Annotated in this window: 12 protein-coding genes; 3 read left to right on the top strand and 9 right to left on the bottom strand. The window is 45.0% G+C overall.

Annotated features, from left to right (window positions below; genetic code table 11):
* Nucleotides 1-4: 4 nt before the first annotated feature.
* From NC981_RS01010 to NC981_RS00975, 8 genes are all read right to left on the bottom strand, one after another.
* On the bottom strand, nt 5-5,314 hold the full coding sequence (locus tag NC981_RS01010; RefSeq protein ID WP_348241170.1) for an FtsK/SpoIIIE domain-containing protein: 5,310 nt from the start codon (nt 5,312-5,314) through the stop codon (nt 5-7).
* Nucleotides 5,314-6,885 (bottom strand): hypothetical protein, encoded by a 1,572-nt coding sequence (locus NC981_RS01005; protein ID WP_348241169.1) that lies wholly within the window; start codon nt 6,883-6,885, stop codon nt 5,314-5,316. The genes NC981_RS01010 and NC981_RS01005 overlap by 1 nt, the downstream gene beginning before the upstream one ends.
* Nucleotides 6,885-8,711, bottom strand: coding sequence for a hypothetical protein (locus NC981_RS01000; RefSeq protein ID WP_348241168.1), 1,827 nt, complete (start codon nt 8,709-8,711; stop codon nt 6,885-6,887). Before NC981_RS01000 ends, NC981_RS01005 begins: the two co-directional genes overlap by 1 nt.
* A 126-nt stretch (nt 8,712-8,837) precedes the next feature.
* Entirely contained in the window at nt 8,838-10,448 is a 1,611-nt protein-coding gene (locus NC981_RS00995) for a DNA-directed RNA polymerase subunit alpha C-terminal domain-containing protein (RefSeq protein ID WP_348241167.1), read from the bottom strand.
* Nucleotide 10,449: 1 nt separating this feature from the next.
* The gene (locus tag NC981_RS00990; RefSeq protein WP_348241166.1) at nt 10,450-11,166 is read right to left on the bottom strand and encodes a hypothetical protein; all 717 of its coding nucleotides are present in this window, start codon (nt 11,164-11,166) and stop codon (nt 10,450-10,452) included.
* 60 nt (nt 11,167-11,226) lie between these two features.
* Entirely contained in the window at nt 11,227-12,033 is an 807-nt protein-coding gene (locus tag NC981_RS00985; RefSeq protein WP_348241165.1) for a phosphoadenosine phosphosulfate reductase family protein, read from the bottom strand.
* Nucleotides 12,030-15,533, bottom strand: a complete 3,504-nt coding sequence (locus NC981_RS00980; RefSeq protein ID WP_348241164.1) for a hypothetical protein — start codon at nt 15,531-15,533, stop codon at nt 12,030-12,032. Before NC981_RS00980 ends, NC981_RS00985 begins: the two co-directional genes overlap by 4 nt.
* Nucleotides 15,534-15,537: 4 nt before the next feature.
* Complete coding sequence (locus NC981_RS00975; RefSeq protein ID WP_348241163.1) at nt 15,538-16,452, bottom strand: DUF4007 family protein; 915 nt, start codon at nt 16,450-16,452, stop codon at nt 15,538-15,540.
* Between the two features lie 280 nt (nt 16,453-16,732).
* Here NC981_RS00975 and NC981_RS00970 point away from each other — a divergent pair, with 280 nt between their 5' ends.
* The 3 genes from NC981_RS00970 to NC981_RS00960 are packed head-to-tail and all read left to right on the top strand — an operon-like array spanning nt 16,733 to nt 21,490.
* Complete coding sequence (locus NC981_RS00970; RefSeq protein WP_348241162.1) at nt 16,733-18,781, top strand: DNA phosphorothioation-associated putative methyltransferase; 2,049 nt, start codon at nt 16,733-16,735, stop codon at nt 18,779-18,781.
* 45 nt (nt 18,782-18,826) lie between these two features.
* Nucleotides 18,827-20,311 carry an AAA family ATPase gene (locus tag NC981_RS00965; RefSeq protein ID WP_348241161.1) on the top strand — a complete coding sequence of 495 codons (1,485 nt, stop codon included), beginning with the start codon at nt 18,827-18,829 and terminating at the stop codon, nt 20,309-20,311.
* Between the two features lie 3 nt (nt 20,312-20,314).
* Complete coding sequence (locus NC981_RS00960) at nt 20,315-21,490, top strand: restriction endonuclease (protein ID WP_348241160.1); 1,176 nt, start codon at nt 20,315-20,317, stop codon at nt 21,488-21,490.
* A 111-nt stretch (nt 21,491-21,601) separates the two neighbouring features.
* On the opposite strand, the gene NC981_RS00955 is transcribed toward NC981_RS00960, so the two are convergent.
* Nucleotides 21,602-22,177 carry a hypothetical protein gene (locus tag NC981_RS00955; RefSeq protein ID WP_348241159.1) on the bottom strand — a complete coding sequence of 192 codons (576 nt, stop codon included), beginning with the start codon at nt 22,175-22,177 and terminating at the stop codon, nt 21,602-21,604.
* Nucleotides 22,178-22,217: the final 40 nt, after the last annotated feature.

The raw sequence follows: 22,217 nt of genomic DNA, 5'->3' as shown, positions 1-22,217 counted from the left end.
ACACTCACTGTTGCTTGATGATTTCTGCGACTGTCGCCATATCTTCATCTCCAAGGAAGGGAACTTGAGCATAAATGAGGTCGGATTGGTTCGTGAGTCGCGCCGCTAGGTGCCCCTTACCCAAAAGGTTTTCTGCTCCTTTTTGTCCAAGCGAAATTTCTGAAGTGCCTACGCTCTCAACTCTCAAAATCAGGCGATTGCCTAAATTGTCTCTAAGCTGCACTGGAAGCACGTTAGCATCAGGTCGCTGTGCTGCAAAGATCAGATAGATTCCTGCGGCTCTCGCCTTTACGCCTAAACGCTGCACAGCAGTTGAGACAGCCGCTTTGTACTCATCTACCAACATCCATTCGGCAAACTCATCGTGAACCAGCCACAATACTGGAAGTCGATCTGACTCAGGCACTTTGCAATTATAATCCTGCAAAGATTTTGCCTTCTGTGTAAGAAACTTACGATATCGATTATCCATCTCCTCGACCAGAAATTCGAGAATCTCGATCGCACGCTCTTGCTCGATAATGATGCCCTCCTTGAGATGAGGTAGATCGCTGATGTTGGCATAATCGACTCCCATTTTGGGATCAATCAAGTAAATTTGAGCCAGCCTGGTAGAGTTGGTTGCACAAATATCAAGCAGAAGATTTTGCAGCAGAACCGATTTACCACTTCCTGTTGCACCAGCAATTAAAGTATGAGGCGCGTGTTGCTCCAAATTCTCGAAGCTGCCACCTAAGTTGAGGTAAAGCAGTTCTCCATCGATCTCTTTAACACCAAGAACAAAACTAAGATTGACCCCAGAAGGTGATCGATTAACCTTGCGTTTCTCCCATACCTCGCGTAGAGAAATGGTTTGACGTTGAGGACGAGCAACCGAAACCACAATTTCACCAGGCTGACCGTAGAGGCTAATTACATTAAGCGAATGAGTGGTTAGAAGTTGCGATCGCTTCTTCTCGATATCGTCTAGCTTCAGATGGTCAGAGCCTTTGAACCGCACGATCGCGGCGTTGGGAGTCAAGCGCAGCCCTTCAATTTTTGCTTGCAGACTATATCCTAATAGTGCCGTCCGTAACTTTCCAGCAGTCTCTTCTAACCACTTTTCCGCTGCGGCATCGTGCTGACTATTTTGCGCTTGTCCTTGTTGCCACCAAGCAGCCAGCGCTGGACTTGCCCAACTATCGAGATTCTCAATCATTGGGAGAGCAGAAGAATCAGGAGAAGTAATAGGCGTAGCCGAGCTATTGGGAATAGATTGCTGAAGTGAATGAGTAATGCGTTCTAGTTCGTTTTCTACGGTTACGTTTGGCTGATCGGTGATTGCTTCTACTTTCTCAATCTCCATGACCCAAGTGACTCGTCCAGCAGGTGGTAGAGCTTGAGCAACCGTCCACGGTTTATCATCACCGATTTGCTCTCGGATAGGGAATAGCGACTGTCCTGATTCATATGCCAGAACCAGTTTACGAACTGATTCGCGATCGAAGACTTCCTGGAAGCAACGCTCAACTTTAGCAATAGGAGAGCGATCGCCTTCTACATTACTATCATTTGTACCTGTGACAAAAACGTGTGAGTATCCAGATAAATCAATCCGAAGAGTGCCTGAACGAATCTGCTCACGCCATTGCTCAATATCTACTTTGTTGTTAGAACTGAACTCAATGCCATCTAAGAGTAGATCACTGAGGCGAGAGAGCCAGAGGTCGCGATCGAGACGACCAGGACTGATAAAAAGAGCATCTGCAATGCGATCAACAGTTTGCCGTAATTGATTCTGAGAAGTTTTACGAGCATCCGCTAATCCAGCAACGTCGATGTATTTTGCTTCTGCGATGATAACTTTAAGAATAGGTTCATCATCAACATACTGCGGTGAGATTGCCATGATGTCAGCAATCTGCCCCTCTTTTTGCCCCAGCCAAGAAGCATAGTCATCTAAGAAATACCAACCAATGGGATTTTGCACTCCCATTTCTGCTGTAATAATCGCCTTGCTAAGCACAACACCCATCAGTTCACTAGCAAATCTGCCACATTTAGCGGCTCTCAGCACAATGTCACCAGAAACTGTGTTGGCATCATTGATCAAACGTTCTACAAGTTTATCAATACGATCGCTTTCTAGCGCTAGGTTGAGATCACCTAACCGTTTTCTCACCAACACTTTGAGAACGTTCAACGACGCATCCGAAGAGACTAAAAAATTACGTTCATCAGTTCGGTGTTGTTGATAACGAATTACTTTCACTCCCTGATTAACCAGTTGTCGTCTTTCTAAAAGATCATCATAGTTGACTACCCATTCTCCTAAGCGATGACTCTCATCGAAGGTCGTCTTCGTCGTCTCGTCCTGGAACGAAATTTGGCGGGCGGGTAGAAAGTGTTGATTAGGAGAACAGTCTTCGCCCTTAATTGTGCTGTAGACCAGATCAAGATAGGCTTGCCCGACGATAGGCTGCTTGGGACAAGTTAGATATACCGTGGATTTAAGTTCATCAGTTGCGGAGGGACGTTTGCGTGACCACCGTGCTGGAGAGTGAATGAGCAAGTCAGAGGCATCACTGCTAAATGGAGAAGTCTGCCAAACGACTTTTGCTTGTCGGGAAATCGCATCTTGTAGAAACACGATGTCTGCAAACTTACCCTCTCTAGAATTAGTAGGTGGGACATCATTTGACATTACGGAGATGCGAAGCCTTGCCATAAAGTCTTGAGACACTTCACTCGCAATAAAAGCATCCGGATCAGCGTCAGAACTCTCTAGCATTTGCTCATAGAGTTGAGTTAACTTTTGCCCATTTCTATGACGCAGAATCACTTGGCAGCGAACTTCCTCACGATCGTCTTGAAGTTCTTCGCTAAGTTTATTGACGATCGCTTGAGGCAGTTTAATTGAGTCATTCTGGTACAGAACTACACTCAGGTTGGTCTTCTCATGCGGTAATAGTTCTACATAACGACGAATGATTCCAAGTAACCGATCAGCAGCTTCGGCAGGATTTTCGTTGCTTGTGCGATCGCTTTCGTCTCGCGTAGGGCGCTCCATCAAACTGTAGTCATTGACAGTATCAGAAACCGACAAAAGCTCCGGTTGCTGACCTTGATAGCCCACACAAACTTCAGGGTAGTAAGGGTGATCGAGTTCGTTGCGTAAGTCGGCGAAGAAAAGACGGGAATCGCCAAAATTCACCTCTGGAGTTGAGATGATATATCGCAGCAAACCTGCTAACTGACGGGCTTTGATTGCGATCGAGGCTAATCTTAGAGGATGCCAAGGAGCGATGATTGCCGCAGGCTTACCCCGTTCAATTCGGATACAGCCCAAGCGCAAAATAGGCTGATATAAGTCGATGCGATTGAGGTCGCCTTTAACGTAGGTCAGAACGGTCTTGAGAAGTGTTTCGTAAGCTTCGCACTGGTGCAACAACTCTGAATTAGCAATACCTTGTCCTTCAGAAGTGAAGCCTGCGATCGCAGCTCGATAAGTTTCAGAAAAAGTCTTCCATGCGGTTGTGATTGCATCGGAACCTTCTTTCAAGAGACGACCTTCTGCTACCGCTTGTTTGAGCTTTGCAGGTAGCATTTTGTCGAGATCACTTTTACGATCGTACTTGCTGACCAATGACCCTCGATCCTGACGATATGCCGCCATCAACGTACCTACATCAAAGAGTGAGATCCCTTGCAGTCGTCCCTTTTTACTCACCAGTTCCCGTGAGACTTGAGAAAGCTGAAACGGTGAATCTTTGAGCATTCGCTCAAAATCATTCGCTAACTCCATGCCGATCGCATTTGGATTACAGCGCCAAACCAATTGAGTCTTTGCAATTAATGACTGAGCGGCATCTCGCATTTCTACATAGAATCTGATTTCTGTTGCCGTTTTTGCAGTAGAAGTGTTTTCGCGATATTTTGCTTTCTGCTTTTTCTGTGTCTCTTCGATGAGAGTTTCGTACTTGAACAACCAATGTGTTTCCCATTCAATGTGGGGAGCAGTCAGTTGTTCAATTCCTCGATAGCGGGTGCAGAAATATCGACCGACATCAGCATTAAGTTCTAGCCATTTGCTTTTAGCCGCTTTCTTCTGGGTTTCAATCTTGAGTGATTTAACGCTATCAACATTTTCTGCTTGATCAAATAGTCGCTCAAAGGCTTGAAGCAACCCAATCATAAAATCTGTACATTCGATCGGCTGCCCATAGACGAACTTATCCCACTTGGCTTTGAGTTTGCGATCGCCTTCTAATTCCTGGCGATGAGCGTCATAAAACTCCCGATCCTCGTCTAATGCCTCTCGTTTGTTGCGTTTCTTGAGAGCATTAAGATACTGAAGCTCTTCCTCCGTTAGTGTATCGGGGAACTCGTCATTGAAGAAATCTAGCGTTAAAGAAGCAATATCTGTTTTCTGCGCTTTGAGTCCAGAGAACAGAGTGTTGATATTGTCAGATTCCCACTCGAACTGAGTAAGCGCCTCGGCTTGAGCGTTCCAACCTGCGGCACTGGAAATAAATGACTGAATGATAGGATGAGCGTTCTCAGGGATATCCTCTTTTACTTTATCGAAAGCGGTTTGTAGATCTTGCTCATCAATGGGTTTACGGCTGGATGTTTGTTTGAGTAATAGGCAGGCACGTTTGCTAAAAGCTTGCTGAAACAGCTTCTCCCAACGTTGAGTCTGTCCCCACTGAGTTTCGGGAATGGCACGGAAGAATGCAGAGTCACGCGGAAGCCGCAAAGCAGGCAGCGCCCAGCCTAAAGCATCTACAACCGGAAGACTCTGATCCAAAATGCGCGATCGCGTTTGAACAATAAATTCCGCAAAATTCTCTAAGCTGGGAGTTCCAACCCTTTGTAGCCCTCTAAGAGCTTTACGCCAGTAGTCAATTTGCTCATCTGGAATTGCTAGATCTTTTGAGGCGAGATTAATCCAGCATTCGATTTGCCCCTTGAGTTCTTGGGCACTAATAGAGGTGATGTCATTGAGGGATTGCGATTGATCATCACTACTATTTGCTAAGAGAAGAGCCGGACGATAGCAGGCTGAATGGCGCAAGTGAACAGTTCGCTCATCGGTCAGAATTTCATCAGGTAGGTTACAGCCCCCCACTAGATCACGCGGAACCTGAATTTTGACCAGTGGAGCAAGTTTCGAGTCCTGCAAAATGGTTCGACAAACTTCTGCAACTTGTTGAGCGGTGAGTTGATTGAGTAGAAACCGTGCAACGCCCTCATTTGACTCTGCCTCGTCGGTTTGAATTGAGCGTTTAAGGAAATCAGCCGCGACTTGACCGATTAGTTCGATAGTTTGCATCATTTCACCTCCGAGGCAAAGGGATTTTGGACGTAGGCACAAGCATCAGAGAGGCGTTTAAGCAGTCCAATACTGGCAAGGCGACGCTCTAATCGCTCGGCATTGGCTACAAAGTCTTCTCGATCAGCATCGCCAGAGTTGATGAGGGATTCTGCTTGGCGATCGCCAATGACAAATCCGTATTTCTGATGCAGAGTTGCCAAAAACTCTTGGAATTCCATTCGAGTCGGTACAGAGGCAAGTACCAGCGTTCTTAGCAGTGCATCGGTCGGTGCATATCGTGTGCGGCGGCTACTTCGGCTAGAAGACAAGCCAATTTCGCGTGCCCAACTTCCATGAAATTTAGCAAGATGCTGTTGATGTCGTCTTACCGATTCTTTTAGCAAAGAATCGAGCAGAGCTTCTGGAGAGCCTGCACCCTCAGAGTCTTCTCCTTTGGCAGACCAAGCAAAGCGTTTTTGTAGCAGATCAATGGCATCTTCAACAGGATTGTAAGAGTTGAGACAGGCTTGCCATTCTGGTAAATTAGCTGTGCTGCGAATGTAATGCTCGATCGCTTGTTTAGGCAGAAAGTTGTTGTTCTGAAATTCATCAGAAGCCAATTCACGAACTGTTGTCTTTTTAGGTGAAACAATTTCTAGTACAAAGCGTGGAGGAGATTGCTGCCCTAATGTTGCTTTGGCTCGACTCAGCAAGTAAATGATTAGATGTAATCCAGTAATGGTCACAATGTGAGGTAGGGCATCATAATCCGGCAGATCACACCCCAGAATATTTAACCAATCATCGGCTAACCGTTCATACTCAGGAAGCTGGGTATAAGGGAGATAGGGCGGACTGCCGCTCGATCTGGGAGATTGTTCACTAGGAGACTGAAGCGCAAGTACTAGCTGATTCCACTTGGAACCTCGATGGTTGCTCGAACTATCACTAACAATAATTCCTATCTTTTCCAAACAGGACAGAATCTGTTCACCTCGTCCACTTCGGCAGAGCATCAGGTAGAGGAGTTCGCCTGTTCTAGCAAAAAAACGACGGTCATTAGTCACTTTATCACCAGTGACCCGAAGATCTTCGTAGAGACAATCGGGACCGTAAGGAAAGACGAATTTTGAACTCCACCGCTTATTACTATCGCCTTCAATAGCGCTCGATTGTAGAAATTTGACAATCTCGGAGAAGTGCTTAAAGGAGCCAAACCTGGATTTGAGATAGCTAAAGTCAGAAGAAGCTAATCCGCCGACGTTGCTAGAAATAGCATCCATCCACATCTGCCACCGTTCGCTGTCGTCCAGAGATTCGACAGCCGCGATCGCTTCAAGGTGAGGATTATTGAAGAGAATATTACGAAGATAAAGGCGAGGATAGATTTCATAGCTCAGATCATTTTCCTTCCCTTCAACGAATCCTCTTCCTTTGCGAGCCTCTGATTGAGCAATGCAGAACATTTCTAATATGCAGAGCCAGGGAGTTTGTTCGTCATACAACCGATGTCCCCAAATTGACTCGTCAACCCACATATTGAGTTGAGATTGTTCGATGTATTGAGGGCGGGAAAGAATTTCAATCATCAGAAGTAGACCTCAAGAGAATGCTCACTCGCAATACCAGCACTGTTGATTTCCAGAAGTCGAATACTCATTGCCTCTTCATCGGCTTCACCTTCTAACGATTGCCGAACCGCTAACTGCTTGAAGACCTGAGTTTTGAAAGCAAGAACGTCCTCATAACATTCCTGAGAGAAACTACTCGGAAGCGCACCTTCAGCCACTCTACTCAAGTATTCATACCGAGTTAGAGTCAAGTTGAAACTAATTGGAGCGATATCGGAAGCAAGATTAACGATCAAACTCGGTTTCCTACGGCTCTTATCTAGTTTGATCGAGACACTTTCACCTCGCTTTCGAGTTACAGAAATGGATTCTTCATAAACGCGGCTAATTCTTGCTTGAGAGTAACTTCCTGATGTTGCCAGGATTAGTTCGTCCTGATTGCTAACTAACAAGCCTGTAAAGATGCGATTTAAGCCTCTCACCATACGCGAAGTGATTGGTTTGGGAACTTTCTTTCCTTCCTGGAGTGCCCTGTAGAGGTCGTTCAAATATTCCCCAGCATAATTAAAAACTGTGAGATCCCAAAGCTTCATATCTGTGCGATCGCTAGGAATCGTAAAGAGCAATCGCTGTCTCTGGGCTTGTAGGACAGTAAGAAATTCTTCTTGCCCTCTCGCTGCGTCTCCCTCCAGGTAAGCATGTTGTTGGGCTTGGTATTTGAGGTCTGCTCCGTAGAATGAATCAGAAAGGACTAGCTCGGTGTAAAGTGTCTGTAGTTCTGGGTCATCTGCTCCAAAGATCAAAATATTGTCAATCTGGTTGCTGGTTTCTGCCCCAATGCCAAACCCGCGTAGCACTTTGAAAACTTCAGTAGACTCGCGCCGACGATCCGGTAAGTTTTCTCCGAAAATATTGCGATAGAGGCTAGCTGACGAAGTGGTTCCAGCAGAAATGATGCTGGGAATTTGCCGACAATTCAATAGTCGATCTTTTGCGTCTGGATGACCTAATAATGTGTTGGCAACTAGCAAAAGCAACTGGCGCACTGGAAGGTGCATTTGGTTTAATTCGCAAAGTGCGAGAAGGTCGGTTAGCCGCTCTCTTGTAGTTTTATCGTCTTCCGTTCCTTCTAGTCGCTGCTTGTTCTGCCAGATTGGGCATCCCTGTGATTGGTAAGCGCACTGGTTACAGTCTCCCCATCCTGGATGATTTAGAACTGCGTCCAGAATGCGCGGAAATAGCACAGCAGCACTTTGACGGCTGAGGTTATAGAGTCCTACCTGATATCCATCTGATTCGCGCAGATCATTCACTAGAAGGTCTTCGATCGCTTGCCGGACTGCTTCAATTCCTGCGGTTTGTGCGGCTTCTGCCCAAGCTTCTACTAATTGACCGTCATTGGCAGCAATCAGATAAACCGTGGTAGTGTCTTCGCCTGTGATAGCTGCTGCAACTTGAGGTAGAAGCGATCTCTTCTCGTTCGCATTCAATTCACTTAAATCTTTGATGACAACGAGGTGTCGATCTCCTAGCACCAACTCGTGAATTTTGTCGTCTTTCTGCCAATTCTCTACAGAACCACCGAATTCTTCCCAAATCTCGCGACAGTAATAAGTCTTGCCATCGCCTGCGGTTCCAGTCAAAATAATCGACTTAGGTGATGTTGAGCGAAAGTTTTCGAGCAGTTCGCTTAGATATTCTGTCTCAAAAGTGATTGGTTGGATCTTCTTTCGTTTTAGCGATCGCTGAATCACCTCATCATACATATTGTCATTGCGTGGGATCGGACCGTATTGGCGCAGAAACTCGATCCACTTTGATGTTTCACACGATTGAATAGTCATGGTCGGTACGAGCGCAAGGGTGGTTTACGTCTGTCAATTCCATATCTTTGCCTAATTTGATTATTACGCTGTAGTAGCAAGCAGTCGCTTAATAAGGGATGTCTAAGAGTAGAAATCTTCTCTCTATTACCCCGATAGGTATTCCAACAACTCTGCAAGTGCTGCATTTCTCACTCTTGCTGCACGTTTTTCACCTACGCCTCGAATTCTGCTTTTCATATCTTCTTCTGAAGTCTCTAGTACATCTCGAATTTTGCATAAGTTATGCTGTCTAAGAGTGTTGATTTGCCATGCACTTAATCTCAACTGCTCAACCGACTGTTCAAGTTGAGACATTAACATCTCTCTAATATCGTCATCTGATACAGAATGGAAATCGAGATCAAGCGACTGAAATAACTGGTTTCTCATTCCGTATTCTGTTAGGCGGCGTGCAGTTAAAGTTTTAATTAGCGACATTCCAGAAGCGACAGGGCTAGATTCTAGAGCTAGAATGCATCCGAATTTCAGCTCATATCGCGTGCCTAATTCTGAATCAGTTGCACGAACAGCGTCTTTATGTTTTCTTACTATCCCTGTGTATTCAAGCAATCTCAAAGATTCTTTTACAAGCTCTGGAGCATCTCTATGAATCCAGAAATAGCAAGTAGACTCGTTATGTTCTGCCCGTACTTCATTCTTCTGTCTAGTTGCAGGTAAAACATGTCTCTCTATAAAGTTCCTACCCCAATCAACAAGAGAACGATGACCAGCGTATCTAGTACCTAATCCGGTATGCTCTGTCCATATATCTGCTCTGTAGAAGTCTTTAATTGTCTCATTCACCTCATTCGTTCTCATTCGTGGACATTTTTCGGCTGTGTTTAATAGCATTCTAGGATTACCGCTAGCTGCGTAAGCGAGAACAGCAAAATTTTCGCCATTCTGCATAATTGCATCTTGCAACTTTCCATCTGCTTGTTTAAGGACAATTTCTTTCATACTTTCAAGGTATCCTTCACTTGAAATATCTCTTTCTACTCTCAAGTGAGTTGCGTCATGAGACATTTCAAAAGTAGTTCCATAGGCTGTGACCCCTGGATAAACAGCAGCTTTACAGGTAACATACGGGGATCTTAAATCCCTAAACAGAGTGAAAAATTGTCTCTGCTGTTCTTGTCGGAAAATATGTACTGCCTCATCGAAAAGCAAATAAATTCTACGAATTTTAGTTTCTTCGCAAATTTCTTCTACAGCATCCTTAAACTGTCTTACATCTGGTATATCTTCTATCGAAAAATTCGTTGAACTGGATTTATACGAATCCTGGTATGCCTGCATAATCTTGCCAAATTTTTGCTCAAGGCCTCCAGAACTCTCGTTTTGACTCGAAAGCAAAGCAGTCGCGGGACTACTACCTATTAGTAATCCTTTTCTGCGTAAAGCTCTTAATAACTCATAGCAAATGGTAGCTAGCATCCAGTGCTTAAACTGTTCTGGATCATTAGTGTGAATTAATGGACTAGCAACAAAACTAATGTATACAGGCAGAACTTTATCAGTCGCAAAGCTGCTATTTAACTCCACTTCAGACATTCTTAGAAGAAATGATTTCCCAGTACCCCGACTGCCTTCAAGCACAATAGTTTTAGATGACTTAAGAGAATTAATAATTTCTCGATCGAGCGTCGTGGATACAAATAGATTTTGAATCTCATCTAAGCGAATATCTTCTGTTCGTAAGCGAAAGTCGTTCATGTTACAATGCGCCTCCAATAACTTCTCGAATGGCAGGTATTGTCCCTAAATATTCCTGCAAATGAGCTTTCAAAGAGCTTATTTCACCGCGCTCAAGTGATTTAAGAAAACGCAAAGTCAAACCGAAAGAGATAATTCTCGAAACGCCTCCAAAGTTAGTTATCCATCTATGAAACAGCGCATCATCAAAGCCGATACTTGACGTACTCATTTCCCAAGTGTACGCATTACCATGTACGAACTCTGATAAATCCCTATACGTGTTTCTGGCGAGCTTATTATATTCTGCAACAGAATCTTCCAACTCTGGAAAAAAGGCTTTAGCATATCTCTTTGAAAAAATGCCGTTATTGGTATCGGGATTTACATCAACTAATTGGTTCCAGTAGATGTCTCTCTTTCCTTGTTCCCATTCGCGAAACTCTAATTCATTAGTTGAGAAAAAAATGGCTGAAAGAGATAGCTCAAGGGAAAGCCTTAGTGAGGTAAAGGCTTGTCTATATAGCCCATAGGCAAGTGAGAGAGCAGAAAGCTGAATTTCTCCAGCAGCATATCTTACTACCGTGGCTCCTACTCTTGTATGAACGACTTCATGCCAAATTAGTAAGTCTTCAGTGAAAGCATGAACCTTGGCTAATTCGTCCAGCTTCTGAAGCGACTCATTTAGGGTTGCTTCAGATGACGAAATAAGATTTTGATAGTACTGACGTAAATCCATTTCTTAAAGGCTCTCAGAACCGACTAATCAGATTAACGCAGACGAAACACACTTCATCCGCTAAAGATGACAAGCTAGGCAGGGCAAAGCTTCATCCTCATCGTCTAACACTGAAGCTAGAATATCTGAGAGAGATTGATTATTTTTTTCTTGAACTTGCCTAGCCATTGCTTTCTCATGGTCGGCAATGATCTGTTCTTTGCGCTCTAGCAACTCCAGTAGAGTTTCACCTTGCGTCCAGGTATAGGTTCTGCCATCTCTATGATTTTGCTCATAATCAACCGCTTTCTGAAAAAGGTCAGGATGCTCCTGCGCTAGCATCACCCATTCGTATTTACGCTGGAAGAAGCAGAAATAGCAACCAGATCGAGATCGCCATCGGTAATAATCAGGCAATCCAAGCCCACTCTCTTCTAGAAGCGCCAATATATCCGCTTTTGTCTTTCCGTGTTCTTTAAAGGGGAACTTTGGCGTAATGTTTGGCTTGGTGGAAATATGACCATCGCGGTTCTCGTCTGCCCGAATTGCGATGTAGCTGATTACCTCGTCATCCCCTACCCATTTCTCTAGCGGAATAATCTTCATCTGCTTGGTACACCATCTCACTTGAGGCGATGGCAGAACTCCACCATAGACATCCATCCAGTGATCAAAGCCACGCTCAGATTCTAAGTAGTTAATTTTGATTTGAAGACGGGCTTCGATTCGGTTCAGGTAATCATAAGTTTCCTGCAATTCCTTATGTGTATCGCAAAAGAAGTACTCGATCTCCAGGTCAGGATAATTCTGACGCATGAAATAGGCAAGAGCGGTACTGTCCTTACCTCCAGAAAGTCCCAAGATATGCCTGACCTTTTTTTGACTCATACCGCTGCTCTCTTACTCCGCTTTTTCGCTTGCGCGATTTCGTTCTGAGACTCTTCCATTGTTCGTTTTAATACATACTGACCTAGTTTAGCCGCAAAAAACTTCTGTAACCCAGAATTATTTCTTAAAATCGGGTGGTCATCAAGAATTTGAGAAATCAAAGTTTCAATCTGCTCTACTTGCTCGTCATCGCCCCAGACGACCTCGTGCGATTCATTTCCATCAGCTTCCGAAACAGTGAGCTTCAAAGCCTCAAATCCTTTTCCTGTCTTTCTAATCTCTCTCTGTAGAGTTTCTAAATTTTGGAATCGTCTCGCTAAATCACTGAGATCCCTTTCAAACCTAATAAAGTCTTCATCGCTCCAGGTTCGAGGGGGCTTATCTGATACTGTCATGACTAACTTCTCTAACCACTCGGTTTGAGTTGTGGTTTCGTCAACCGCATCTAGCACAAATCGCTTTAATCTTGGCTCGATACAACTTCCCACAAGATAACTGGCTCGAACTCTTAAATCCTCCCTCAAATTATCTTGTTTACTTCTTACGGTAAATGCTTCATGCAAATGTGCTTGACATTCTCGTAAGAGAGTTTCGTAAGCTGTTTGAATTTCATGAATGCACTGAACCAGCATGTCCCTGAATTGCTCAGCCGTAGCTTTACTAGGTAAGGATTCTGCCGCGATCGGCTCGAACCCACAAGCCTTTGGAAGGGATGAGAACAACAGTTCATCAGGTTCTTGAGCTGTCTGAAGTGCCTGCAATACTTGCTGCGAAGTTTGGCTTAATCGCTGAGTTCTGAGGGTGTACTGAGGCAGCTGCCGCACGAATTTGAATAATGGTTTAGCGATCGCTAACAAAGATGCATTTCGTACTCCTGTTGGCGTTTTGCTATTGGGAGACTTTAGTACTGTCTCCAACTGCTGGAACACCTGCGATCGCAACCCAGCAATCTCGAAATGTTTCACCGAGAACCGCTCAGGCGCTTTCACCAACAATTCAAAATGTTCGGGTCCTAAAACAGGAATAAATGTGCCATCTTTATAAACCCCAATATCCTCGGCTCGGTGAAGCAAGAATGCTGCCAGTAGAAGCGGGAGCGCACCTGCTTTTACACCATAGGGAGGCAACGCCAATTCATGATAGAGCAACGAAAGCGATCGCTGCTGGTCGGTCGCCGCCGTGCAGAATGATTCGATCTTCTCCCAGACTGTCTCTACGCCAGACTGTGAATGAGGTGGATAAAACCCCCATTCACCCCTCTCCTGCCGATGAATTCCAGTTGCTTCCAAAACCGAGAAATACATCGCTACTTCGGGACCATACCCTTGTAGACCCAATCTTTCCAAGTCGGCAGATTTAAGCATCGCTTCGATTAATTCACGCCGCGCTTTTGCACCTTGCGAGGTCAGTTCTCGACGATTGATTAGCTCATTGTCGAGACGAAGCGCTACTGGATAGGTGCGATCGCACACATCCGAAAGCGTCACCTGAAATTCGCGAGTACTGACAATCTGACGAGGCTCTCCCTCAACCCAGCATTGGTTTTGGTTCTCAACCCAATTAAAGGATTGCTGCATGGTTTCATTTAGCAAGCGATCGGCGGAGACTAAACGATGGGTTACTTCCCGCTGTGCCACACCATCTGAAGTCAATTCTGGAGCATTTCTCTTAATCGTCTTGAGTGCTTGCAAATGCTGCGATCGGATTCGCAGCAAATCGAGTTGAGTCGTCGTCACCAGAATCAGCGGTCTACCCTCTAAAGTTCGCGCTGGAACGTTAACCGGAGCCTCAGTGTCCAGCCAGTAAACAATTAAGCCATCTGCGCCCCTGATTGATGTCTGTAATTCGGTCAAGGAAACCAAACTGTCTACATAGCGTTGTTCAAAGTACCGGAGGTTTCCAGTTGTAGTGTAATGACGCTGTGCAACGATGGGCTTGAGGGGATGAGTCGTAGATAGAAGCTCAGCCAGGGAAACTCGCGCTTGTTCTTCAATCTGTTTGACGATAGCAGCTTCAACATCAAAATCTGAACCTTCCCAAATTCGGAGTTCGTCTGCCTGAGAACGATAGATAATCGTGCCGCGCTTTTTCAATGCGTCAATCTGTTCACGCCAATGTTTCAAAGCTGCCTGATCACCTGGACGATCGCATAGAGCAAGCGCCACTAAATCAGGAGTCGCCTTGAGTGACCCCGTTGAGGTAATCAGATTCAGAATTCCAATCGTTTTCAGAAGTTTGAGAAAGTCTTCATCGTCTTGCGATCGCGCATCCTGAATTAAGCCTTGAATTTCTACCCATCGTTGAAGATTGACTTGAGAAGCTAGTCCTGCAACAGACTCCACGAAATAGTCGTACAGCTGGTGCAGCTTCAGCGTTGAGAACCGATCATCTTCTAGTTGATGTATCTGGAGAAATCGAGCTAGAGCATGAGGCTCATCGCTGGTTAGAAAGGTAAACAGAGATCGATCATTTTGGGCATAGCGCGTACAGAGTAACGGTAGAACCAATGCAGTTAAAGGATGCAGCGGATAAGTTGACGCTAAAATCTTTGCAGAGATTTCTTGATCGATCAGTGTTGACTGAAGCGCTTGATGCCAATTTTGAGCCTGTTGAGCGCACACTAAAGTAATTGAATCCGATTGCTCGATCGCCATTCCGATCAACCGAGTCATTTGACTCGGAGATTCAGTCAGTTGTAGATTCTCAAATCTTCCCTGAATCTTTGTCCATTCATTTTGTTCGATCGCGCTGAGAGCCTCGCTATATCCCACAAAAGATTGATGCAGCAAACCGAGAAAATAAACCTGATACTCTTCATGGCGTAACTCTGCAATCTGTTGAAGTAAGTAGAGGTCTTCAGTACTGCGATGATAAGAGGCATATTGCAAGTTCTTGCCTAGCTCATCAATAATCAGCAGAACTTCGAGGCTAGTTGCGCTACTCAATTGTTGAATTGCTGTTAGTACCTGCTGATCGGTAACTTGGCAACGACCGACTGAGATTTCTCCATCCCAATCTAAAATCGCTTGCATTGCTTCCGGCTTGCGCTTACGCGACCAAATTTGGCGAACTGCATTCGCAAGTGCCCGAATGATCGTCCAACTTAAAGGCTCTCTAGCTCCTGCTACCACCGCACACAGTAAGCCTTGCGAGGGAATATGAGTTGCTATCTCTTCAAAGAGAGTGGAATTTTCTGGTAATGTCCGTTCTGCAACTTCCCAAGCTGCTTGATTGAGCGAACTATCTTCAGGAGTGCAGAGTGCAGTTAAGTAGAGCGCGAAGGCTGACTTACCTGAGCCGTAAGTTCCCGTAATTGTCCACGCATGATGTGTTTTCGGGTTGCCAATTGCCGTTACAATTCGCTGGAGCGCCTCAGTTGATCGCTCCGTCAAAACATATCCCTCAATTGCGTCAGGCTTATCAAAATCCCGCTCTAGATTAATTGAGCGATGATAGCGACGATGCAAACTAAAATAATTTGCCAATGCTTGCTGAGTCATCGTCTTACCTCGCTCTGTAATACGCGTTCAGGATATCCCCTGCTTTTCCAATTGGCTCATCATTGAAGAAGAATTCTCGCTTTCCTGCTGCATCACTAATGCCAAGAGAAGTTTCATCTGCAAAAACTGTAATCGCTTCATCTAGCGCACTTTCCGTAAGACGAAACACTTGTCCAGGACTGCCAGGATCATAAAGTAATTTACCGAGCGGAATTCGATCCTGCCCTGCCATCGCAACAGCGGCGTAATGCAAACAGGCGTAAACCACAATCGCAGCAGGCAAAGTTGGCTTCTGCCCCATCCGAAAGCCATAGGTACGAGAGTTTGCCGACGGATAGAGCAACCCTAATTCAGCGAAGGGGCAATCTAATGAATCTTCACTCACTGTTGCCTTCTCAGGCTGCTGTGTATACATTCTCAGCACACAGCTAATGTCCTTCTTCAGGGACGACTCCGCCATTCGAGGCGCAACGCGATCGCGATATTCACAAAGCTGATTGAACAACTCTTCTGTAGAAAACTCCACTGAACGGAATTGATTAAAAACAAACTCCCAAGTCGTTGCGTAGCAAGGTGGCTCCAGCAATTTCCAATGTAGTAACCATAAGGAGGCAGGATCTTCTAAGAACGAGTCCCAACCCCCATCTCCTAATAATTGAATTCCAAATTCAGTCGGTTGATCGGCTTCGAGCAGCTTAAACGCTTGACACCAATAGCGAATCGATCGCACCATATTCTTTCCTACGCCCAAACGCACTGGGGCATCCTCTCGTAGGAAAATTTCTGGATCGGCGCAGGCACGATCGAACCCCTTCTTAAGCCAGCCAAATCGGGGATGAAAGGTTTCATGACGGGCAAACACGATTGGATTAGATGTGCCATTCGTGCCTGTGCTGCGGGTAATCTGCTCTACTGCCATAATTTAATGTAGAACGAACGTATCTATTGTGTATGATTCTGGGCTAACTGAACAGCATCCGGAATCGATATAATCTAAGCGACCTTATCCTACTACAGGTAGCGTAGAAAAAGCGCATGATATTTCTTTACTACCCCATCCATAGCGATAAAATTAAGAGGTTCTATAAGGAGAAGTCAAATGATGTAGGTTGGAAGCCGCTTGAATTACCCAACTTTTGTCAAGCGGTAGCATAATGAATTCCAGTTCGGGCTGAGATGTGGCTCAGTTTCTGTGTTGAATGGTTTGTCGTCTTCCTGAATTCAGCACCATTACGGCTGCCTGCCAAAAGAGTCGGGTAGGCAAACTTCTGCCGGATGCACTTTACGTTCACATTTCAGCGATTGTTCATCTCGATCCACTGCTACAAATATACGAGTCTGAGGCACGACAACTTGCTGATTGTGCTGAATCGGCTACGTTGGTCAAATTTAGTTTTGATAAGCCAAGCCTCTCTTATTTGCTGTATCCAGAGTTTGATTCTGACCCTCATCCCGCTTTATCAGCGAGTATTCAGGTTGATTTGGTCAAGCAGGAAGTGAATCGCCGGGATTACAGCAACGCTGAGAATCCTTTTATCCTGCATCGCAAAGAGACATTTGTTGCGTCAGATTATCCTTATTATCAGCAGTTCGCGGCTCTGACTCGTCAAGAAGAAGCGCTGGGGCTGCTAGACAATCCGCGTGGAATTGGCACTCGGTTAGCATGGGAAAAACGATTGGCAGAGTTCCGTGTTGCCTTTCACGGACACACAATCGTTCAACGAAGTCATCAAAGTTCTCAGGTCAAAATCGATCGACACAAAGCCGCGATCAGCCGCAACGACTTTTCTAAACCTGTCCGTCTTGCATTAGAAGCCGGTCTTTTCTCAACCGGAACCACCTTCTTCGATTACGGTTGTGGGCAAGGTGGCGACATGGAGCGCATTGCCAAGTTGGGCTATGACAGTTTGGGCTGGGACCCGTATTATCGTCCCGACACCGAGTTAGCAGAGGCAGATGTCGTTAACTTGGGGTACATCATTAATGTGATTGAGTCTCAAACGGAGCGGCGAGAAGCACTGATTAAAGCTTGGGCGCTCACCCGGAAAGTTTTGATTGTGGCGGCACAGGTCTTAATTGCTCAAGGAAATAGCCAAATTGCTTTTGGAGATGGTGTAATCACGAGCCGTAATACGTTTCAGAAGTATTACGACCAAGAAGAACTCAAGCTGTACATCGATCAGGTGTTAGGAGTCGATGCAGTTCCGATCGCGCTCGGCATTTATTTTGTGTTTCGGGATGAGGCACAAGCTCAAAGCTTTCGAGCCTCTCGATTCCGATCACGGGTCAGCGTTCCCAAAGTTCAGCTTCAGAACAAGCGGTTTGAAGACTATAAGGAGATGCTGACTCCACTGATGACGTTCTTCACTGATCGGGGACGATTGCCGACGCTAGAAGAATTACCGGAAACTGAGGCATTGAGCGCTGAGTTTGGCAGCCTGCGTCGTGCCTTTCAAATTGTCTTACAGGCAACCAATCCGCAAGAATGGGATGCAATTAGCGATCGCCGTCGTCAAGATTTGCTCGTTTATCTAGCATTGAGTCATTTCGATCGTCGTCCGAAGCTGAGAGATTTATCGCCTGTGATTCAGACGGATATCAAGAGTCTGTTCGGAGGCTATCAGCAAGCCTGCACTGCCGCAGATCTAATGCTGCTGAGTTTAGGCAATTTGGACGTGGTGGCAGAACGATGTCAAAGCAGTGCGATCGGGAAAAAGCTGGCAAATTCGCTTTGGGTTCATGTGTCGGCGATCGAAGCGCTCGATCCACTCCTCCGCCTCTACGAAGGCTGCGCTTCCCGCACGATCGGTCGCCCTGAAGAAGCCAATGTGATCAAATTCCACTGCCGCAAGCCTAAAATCACCTACTTGGTTTATCCAGACTTTGATGCTGATCCCCATCCCGCCTTGTATACCAGTATGCAGATTGATTTACGGGATTTGCACGTTCACTATCGCGACCATGATCCGAATGAAAATCCACCTGTGTTGCATCAGAAGGATTTGCTGGTGATGCCTGAGTATCCCCATCACGAGAAGTTTGCTAAGTTGAGTCGCCAGGAAGAGGATTGGGGACTGTTGGAGGATTGGAAGCGAATTAGCGATCGACGAGGATGGCGATCGTGCTTAGAGGAGCATTGTGCTGAGTTGAAAGGGCATCGAGTGGTGTGGCGCAAAGATGCTGATCCGTATCGGGTGAAATTAGTGCGATCGACGATTCGGGCAAAACAAGCGGAACGCAGAAGCTAGGAATGCAGCAATTGATTTATCTCGATCTAAAACAGGGAGAGTATTATGCCAAGCCCAGACTTTCAAGTTATTCAATGGATTAAGAGGATTCGTACAAGGCTCAATCCAGAGTGGAAGGCAGAGTACAAATCGTTACTGATTTTGTCTGTACTTGAACTCTTAGATAAACAACCTGATCACCCTAATGAATTCAAGTACACTGAGCTTTTTAATTTTTTCAAAACTTTAATCCCAAAACAAGCGAGTAACCAAGTTGTTGAACAGCAGTTTTCCAATCCATACATTAGGCTCCGCAGTGACCAAGAACCTTTACAGGTTTGGATTCCTCAGCCTTCAGAAGGAGTTAATATAGAGACAATCAATGCTGCTAATCCAGCATCGGTCAGGCGAGATGTACCTCATATCAAAATCAATGATGAAGTCTGGTCTTCCTTTCAATCCCAATCAGTTCGGGACACAATTCGTGAAGAAATTAATGAGAGATTATCTTCGCCTGACGCGCATCAAGGTCTGCTGTTTGACCAGATTGAGAATATTCAGGGCACTGACGCTTCTGCTGAAATAGAAGTTTCTGACTCACCAAAAGATGCTTACCTAACTCCGAATGTTTTCGAGAAAGGCGCTATAAATTCTCCAGGAGATGTAGTTTCAGTCTCATTTGCTGAACAAGAAATTAATTCCGGTCAGATGCTGTATCAATCAGCATACTCACTAGAAGACTGCGCGAATGCGACCTATCTGACAGAGGAGAAACTAGCTCAGTGGGCTAAAGTAATCAAACGCAAGAGGCAAGCCATATTATACGGTCCGCCTGGTACAGGTAAGACTTTCATTGCAGAGCATTTAGTTCGTCACATCACTGGTGAAAGTGGCTTTTATGACATAGTGCAGTTTCATCCAGCCTACAGCTATGAAGATTTTATTCAAGGAATTCGTCCAGTCTCCACAAATCTCGGCACTCTGACCTATCCATACAAGAATGGTAGATTTCTGGACTTCTGCGAAAAGGCAAAAAATTATCAGGGGATTTGCGTCCTCATTTTAGATGAGATGAACCGTGCAAATCTTGCTCAAGTTTTCGGTGAATTGATGTACTTGTTGGAGTACCGTGATAAAAAAATTCCTTTGGCAAGCGGTAAGCTTTTTGAAATTCCTCGAAATGTGATTGTTATTGGCACAATGAACACGGCTGACCGATCTATCGCTCTGATTGACTATGCACTGCGCCGCCGATTTGCATTCATTGCTTTACAACCTGATTATGATGTGTTGAGGCGCTACTACGCAGAAAAAGAATTGCCTTTCTCAATCGAGAAGCTTATCGAAACACTTGAATCCCTCAATAGAGAAATTGACGATCCGAATTATGAAATAGGAACATCTTTCTTCTTATGCGATGATCTATCTGAAAACATTGAGGTCATATGGAAAGCAGAGATTGAGCCATATTTAGAGGAATATTTTTTCACACAACGCCAAAGATTAGATCAATTTAGATGGAGCGTTATTATGTCTCAGATGGGGTTGTGAGACATGAACAAACAAATAATTGAGCTAGACGAATATGCCCCGCTTCAACTGTCCCAAGAATTGCTACCTCTTCACATTGGAAAATTTCTTAGAAGTCGATATGGGAATAAGATTTCCGTGGAGTTTCCTTCTGCTGGAACAGACCATCAATGGAAATTAATTTCTAGGGGTTGGGTCGGCTTCATTCCTCTAACTTCACAAATCACATTGAGGTTAGTTCCAAAGGTTGAGATTAGCAATTTGTTTCAGATGTTAGAGTACGCTTATGGCTTGGACATTAGTTTTCAAGACAATCTGGTTAATTGCGCTACTATTGAAGGCTTCTACGAGCGTCTAGCCCAGCTTTTAGCATCGAAAGTACTAAGAAAAGCACAAAAAGGATTTTATCAAACGTATGTTTCAGCAGCCGAACGCCTTCCTCGTGTTCGAGGACGCATAGATATCAAACAAGCAATTTACAATCCGTGGGAAGTAAACTTGAAATGTTGCTACCAAGAGCTTACTGGTGATGTCCCAGAGAACCAGATTCTAGGTTGGGCGCTGTTTCTAATTGTCAATAGCGGTTTATGTTCTCACAGCTTGCCGCTAATTCGCCAATCGTATCAGGCACTACGCGGTATAGCCACAATCTGCCCGTATAGCTCATACGACTGCACTAACAGAAGTTATAACCGCCTGAATGAAGATTACCGTCCATTACACGCTCTATGCAGATTTTTTATAGAAAGCACCGGAGCTAGTCATCATTTAGGAGATTACACCATGCTTGCTTTTTTAGTGAACATGGCTCAACTTTTTGAAGTATTTGTTGCCGAGTGGCTATCTCAGAACTTACCCGCAGGCTACGCTTTGAGGAAACAAGAAAGAATGTTAATTGAAACTGAGGAAAATCGCTTTCTCAAAATTGACTTAGTAATTTATGACACAAAAAATAATTCGGTATATTGTGTCTTGGACACTAAGTATAAAAAGAAAGTTGATAATGCTGATCTATACCAAATCACTACTTATGCTGTGACTAAAGAGGTGAGCAAAGCAATTTTGGTATATCCACAAGATTTTGGCAGAAATGCAGTTTATAGAATGGGGGACATTCGAGTGCAGGCGGTCACGTTTGCACTACACGGCGATTTGCAGAGAAATGGACAAGAGTTTATAAGTGCGCTTTTCAACAGTTAGCGATCCTCGGAAGTAGCAAGCATTACTTTAATCGCTCGCAACACAAGGAATCCTGATTGTAGCGGTCATGTACCTCCAACACAGACTCGGCTACTGGAGCGATCACTCTATCTAAACCTGCTCTCTCGCCAACTTAACCCAACGCTCAATTCCTCGTCGCGTCGGAATGCCCTTATCTGTAAACGCCCAAACTTCTCGCTTGTGCTGTACTCCATAGCTGATGTGAATCGGTTGATCGCTGCCATAGAAATAAAGCGAGTCAAACGGTAATCGCTGTTCCAAGATCCAATCCACGAGACGATCGCACTCCAACTCAATAATCCGAAAATCACAAGCAGCGCCTAAGCGATCGCAGTAGTACCCGCCACTCTGATTCACCTCATGCGCCATGTGCTGATCGCGGCTAGGGTCAACCCGACCATTTTTAATTCCAGTCTCCGGATCTTTCTGGCTCAGAAACCGCTTCAAATCCTTTGAGCAGAACCCGTAACTAAGCTGAAATCGCTCTCTGCCAAAGTGATCAATCAGTGGGTCAAGGATGTGCTGACATAGTGCTTCCAAGGCTGGAATCGTCTCACCTGAATTGGATGGGTATGGGTCAATTTGATCGGCGTACTTCCGGTATGTCTGTGTACAAGTGCAAAATTCCTGCAAAGTTAGGTACTTTCCCAATAATTTTTCGTGCATTCAAGCGCAAGCCTCCTGAATCGGGCATTCTAATTCTGTA

It is taken from the genome of Leptolyngbya sp. DQ-M1 (genome assembly GCF_039962505.1).
Classification (GTDB): Bacteria; Cyanobacteriota; Cyanobacteriia; order Leptolyngbyales; family Leptolyngbyaceae; genus Leptolyngbya.
The sequence above is the reverse complement of the archived record's forward strand: the minus strand, read 5'-3'. Positions and strand labels throughout refer to the sequence as shown.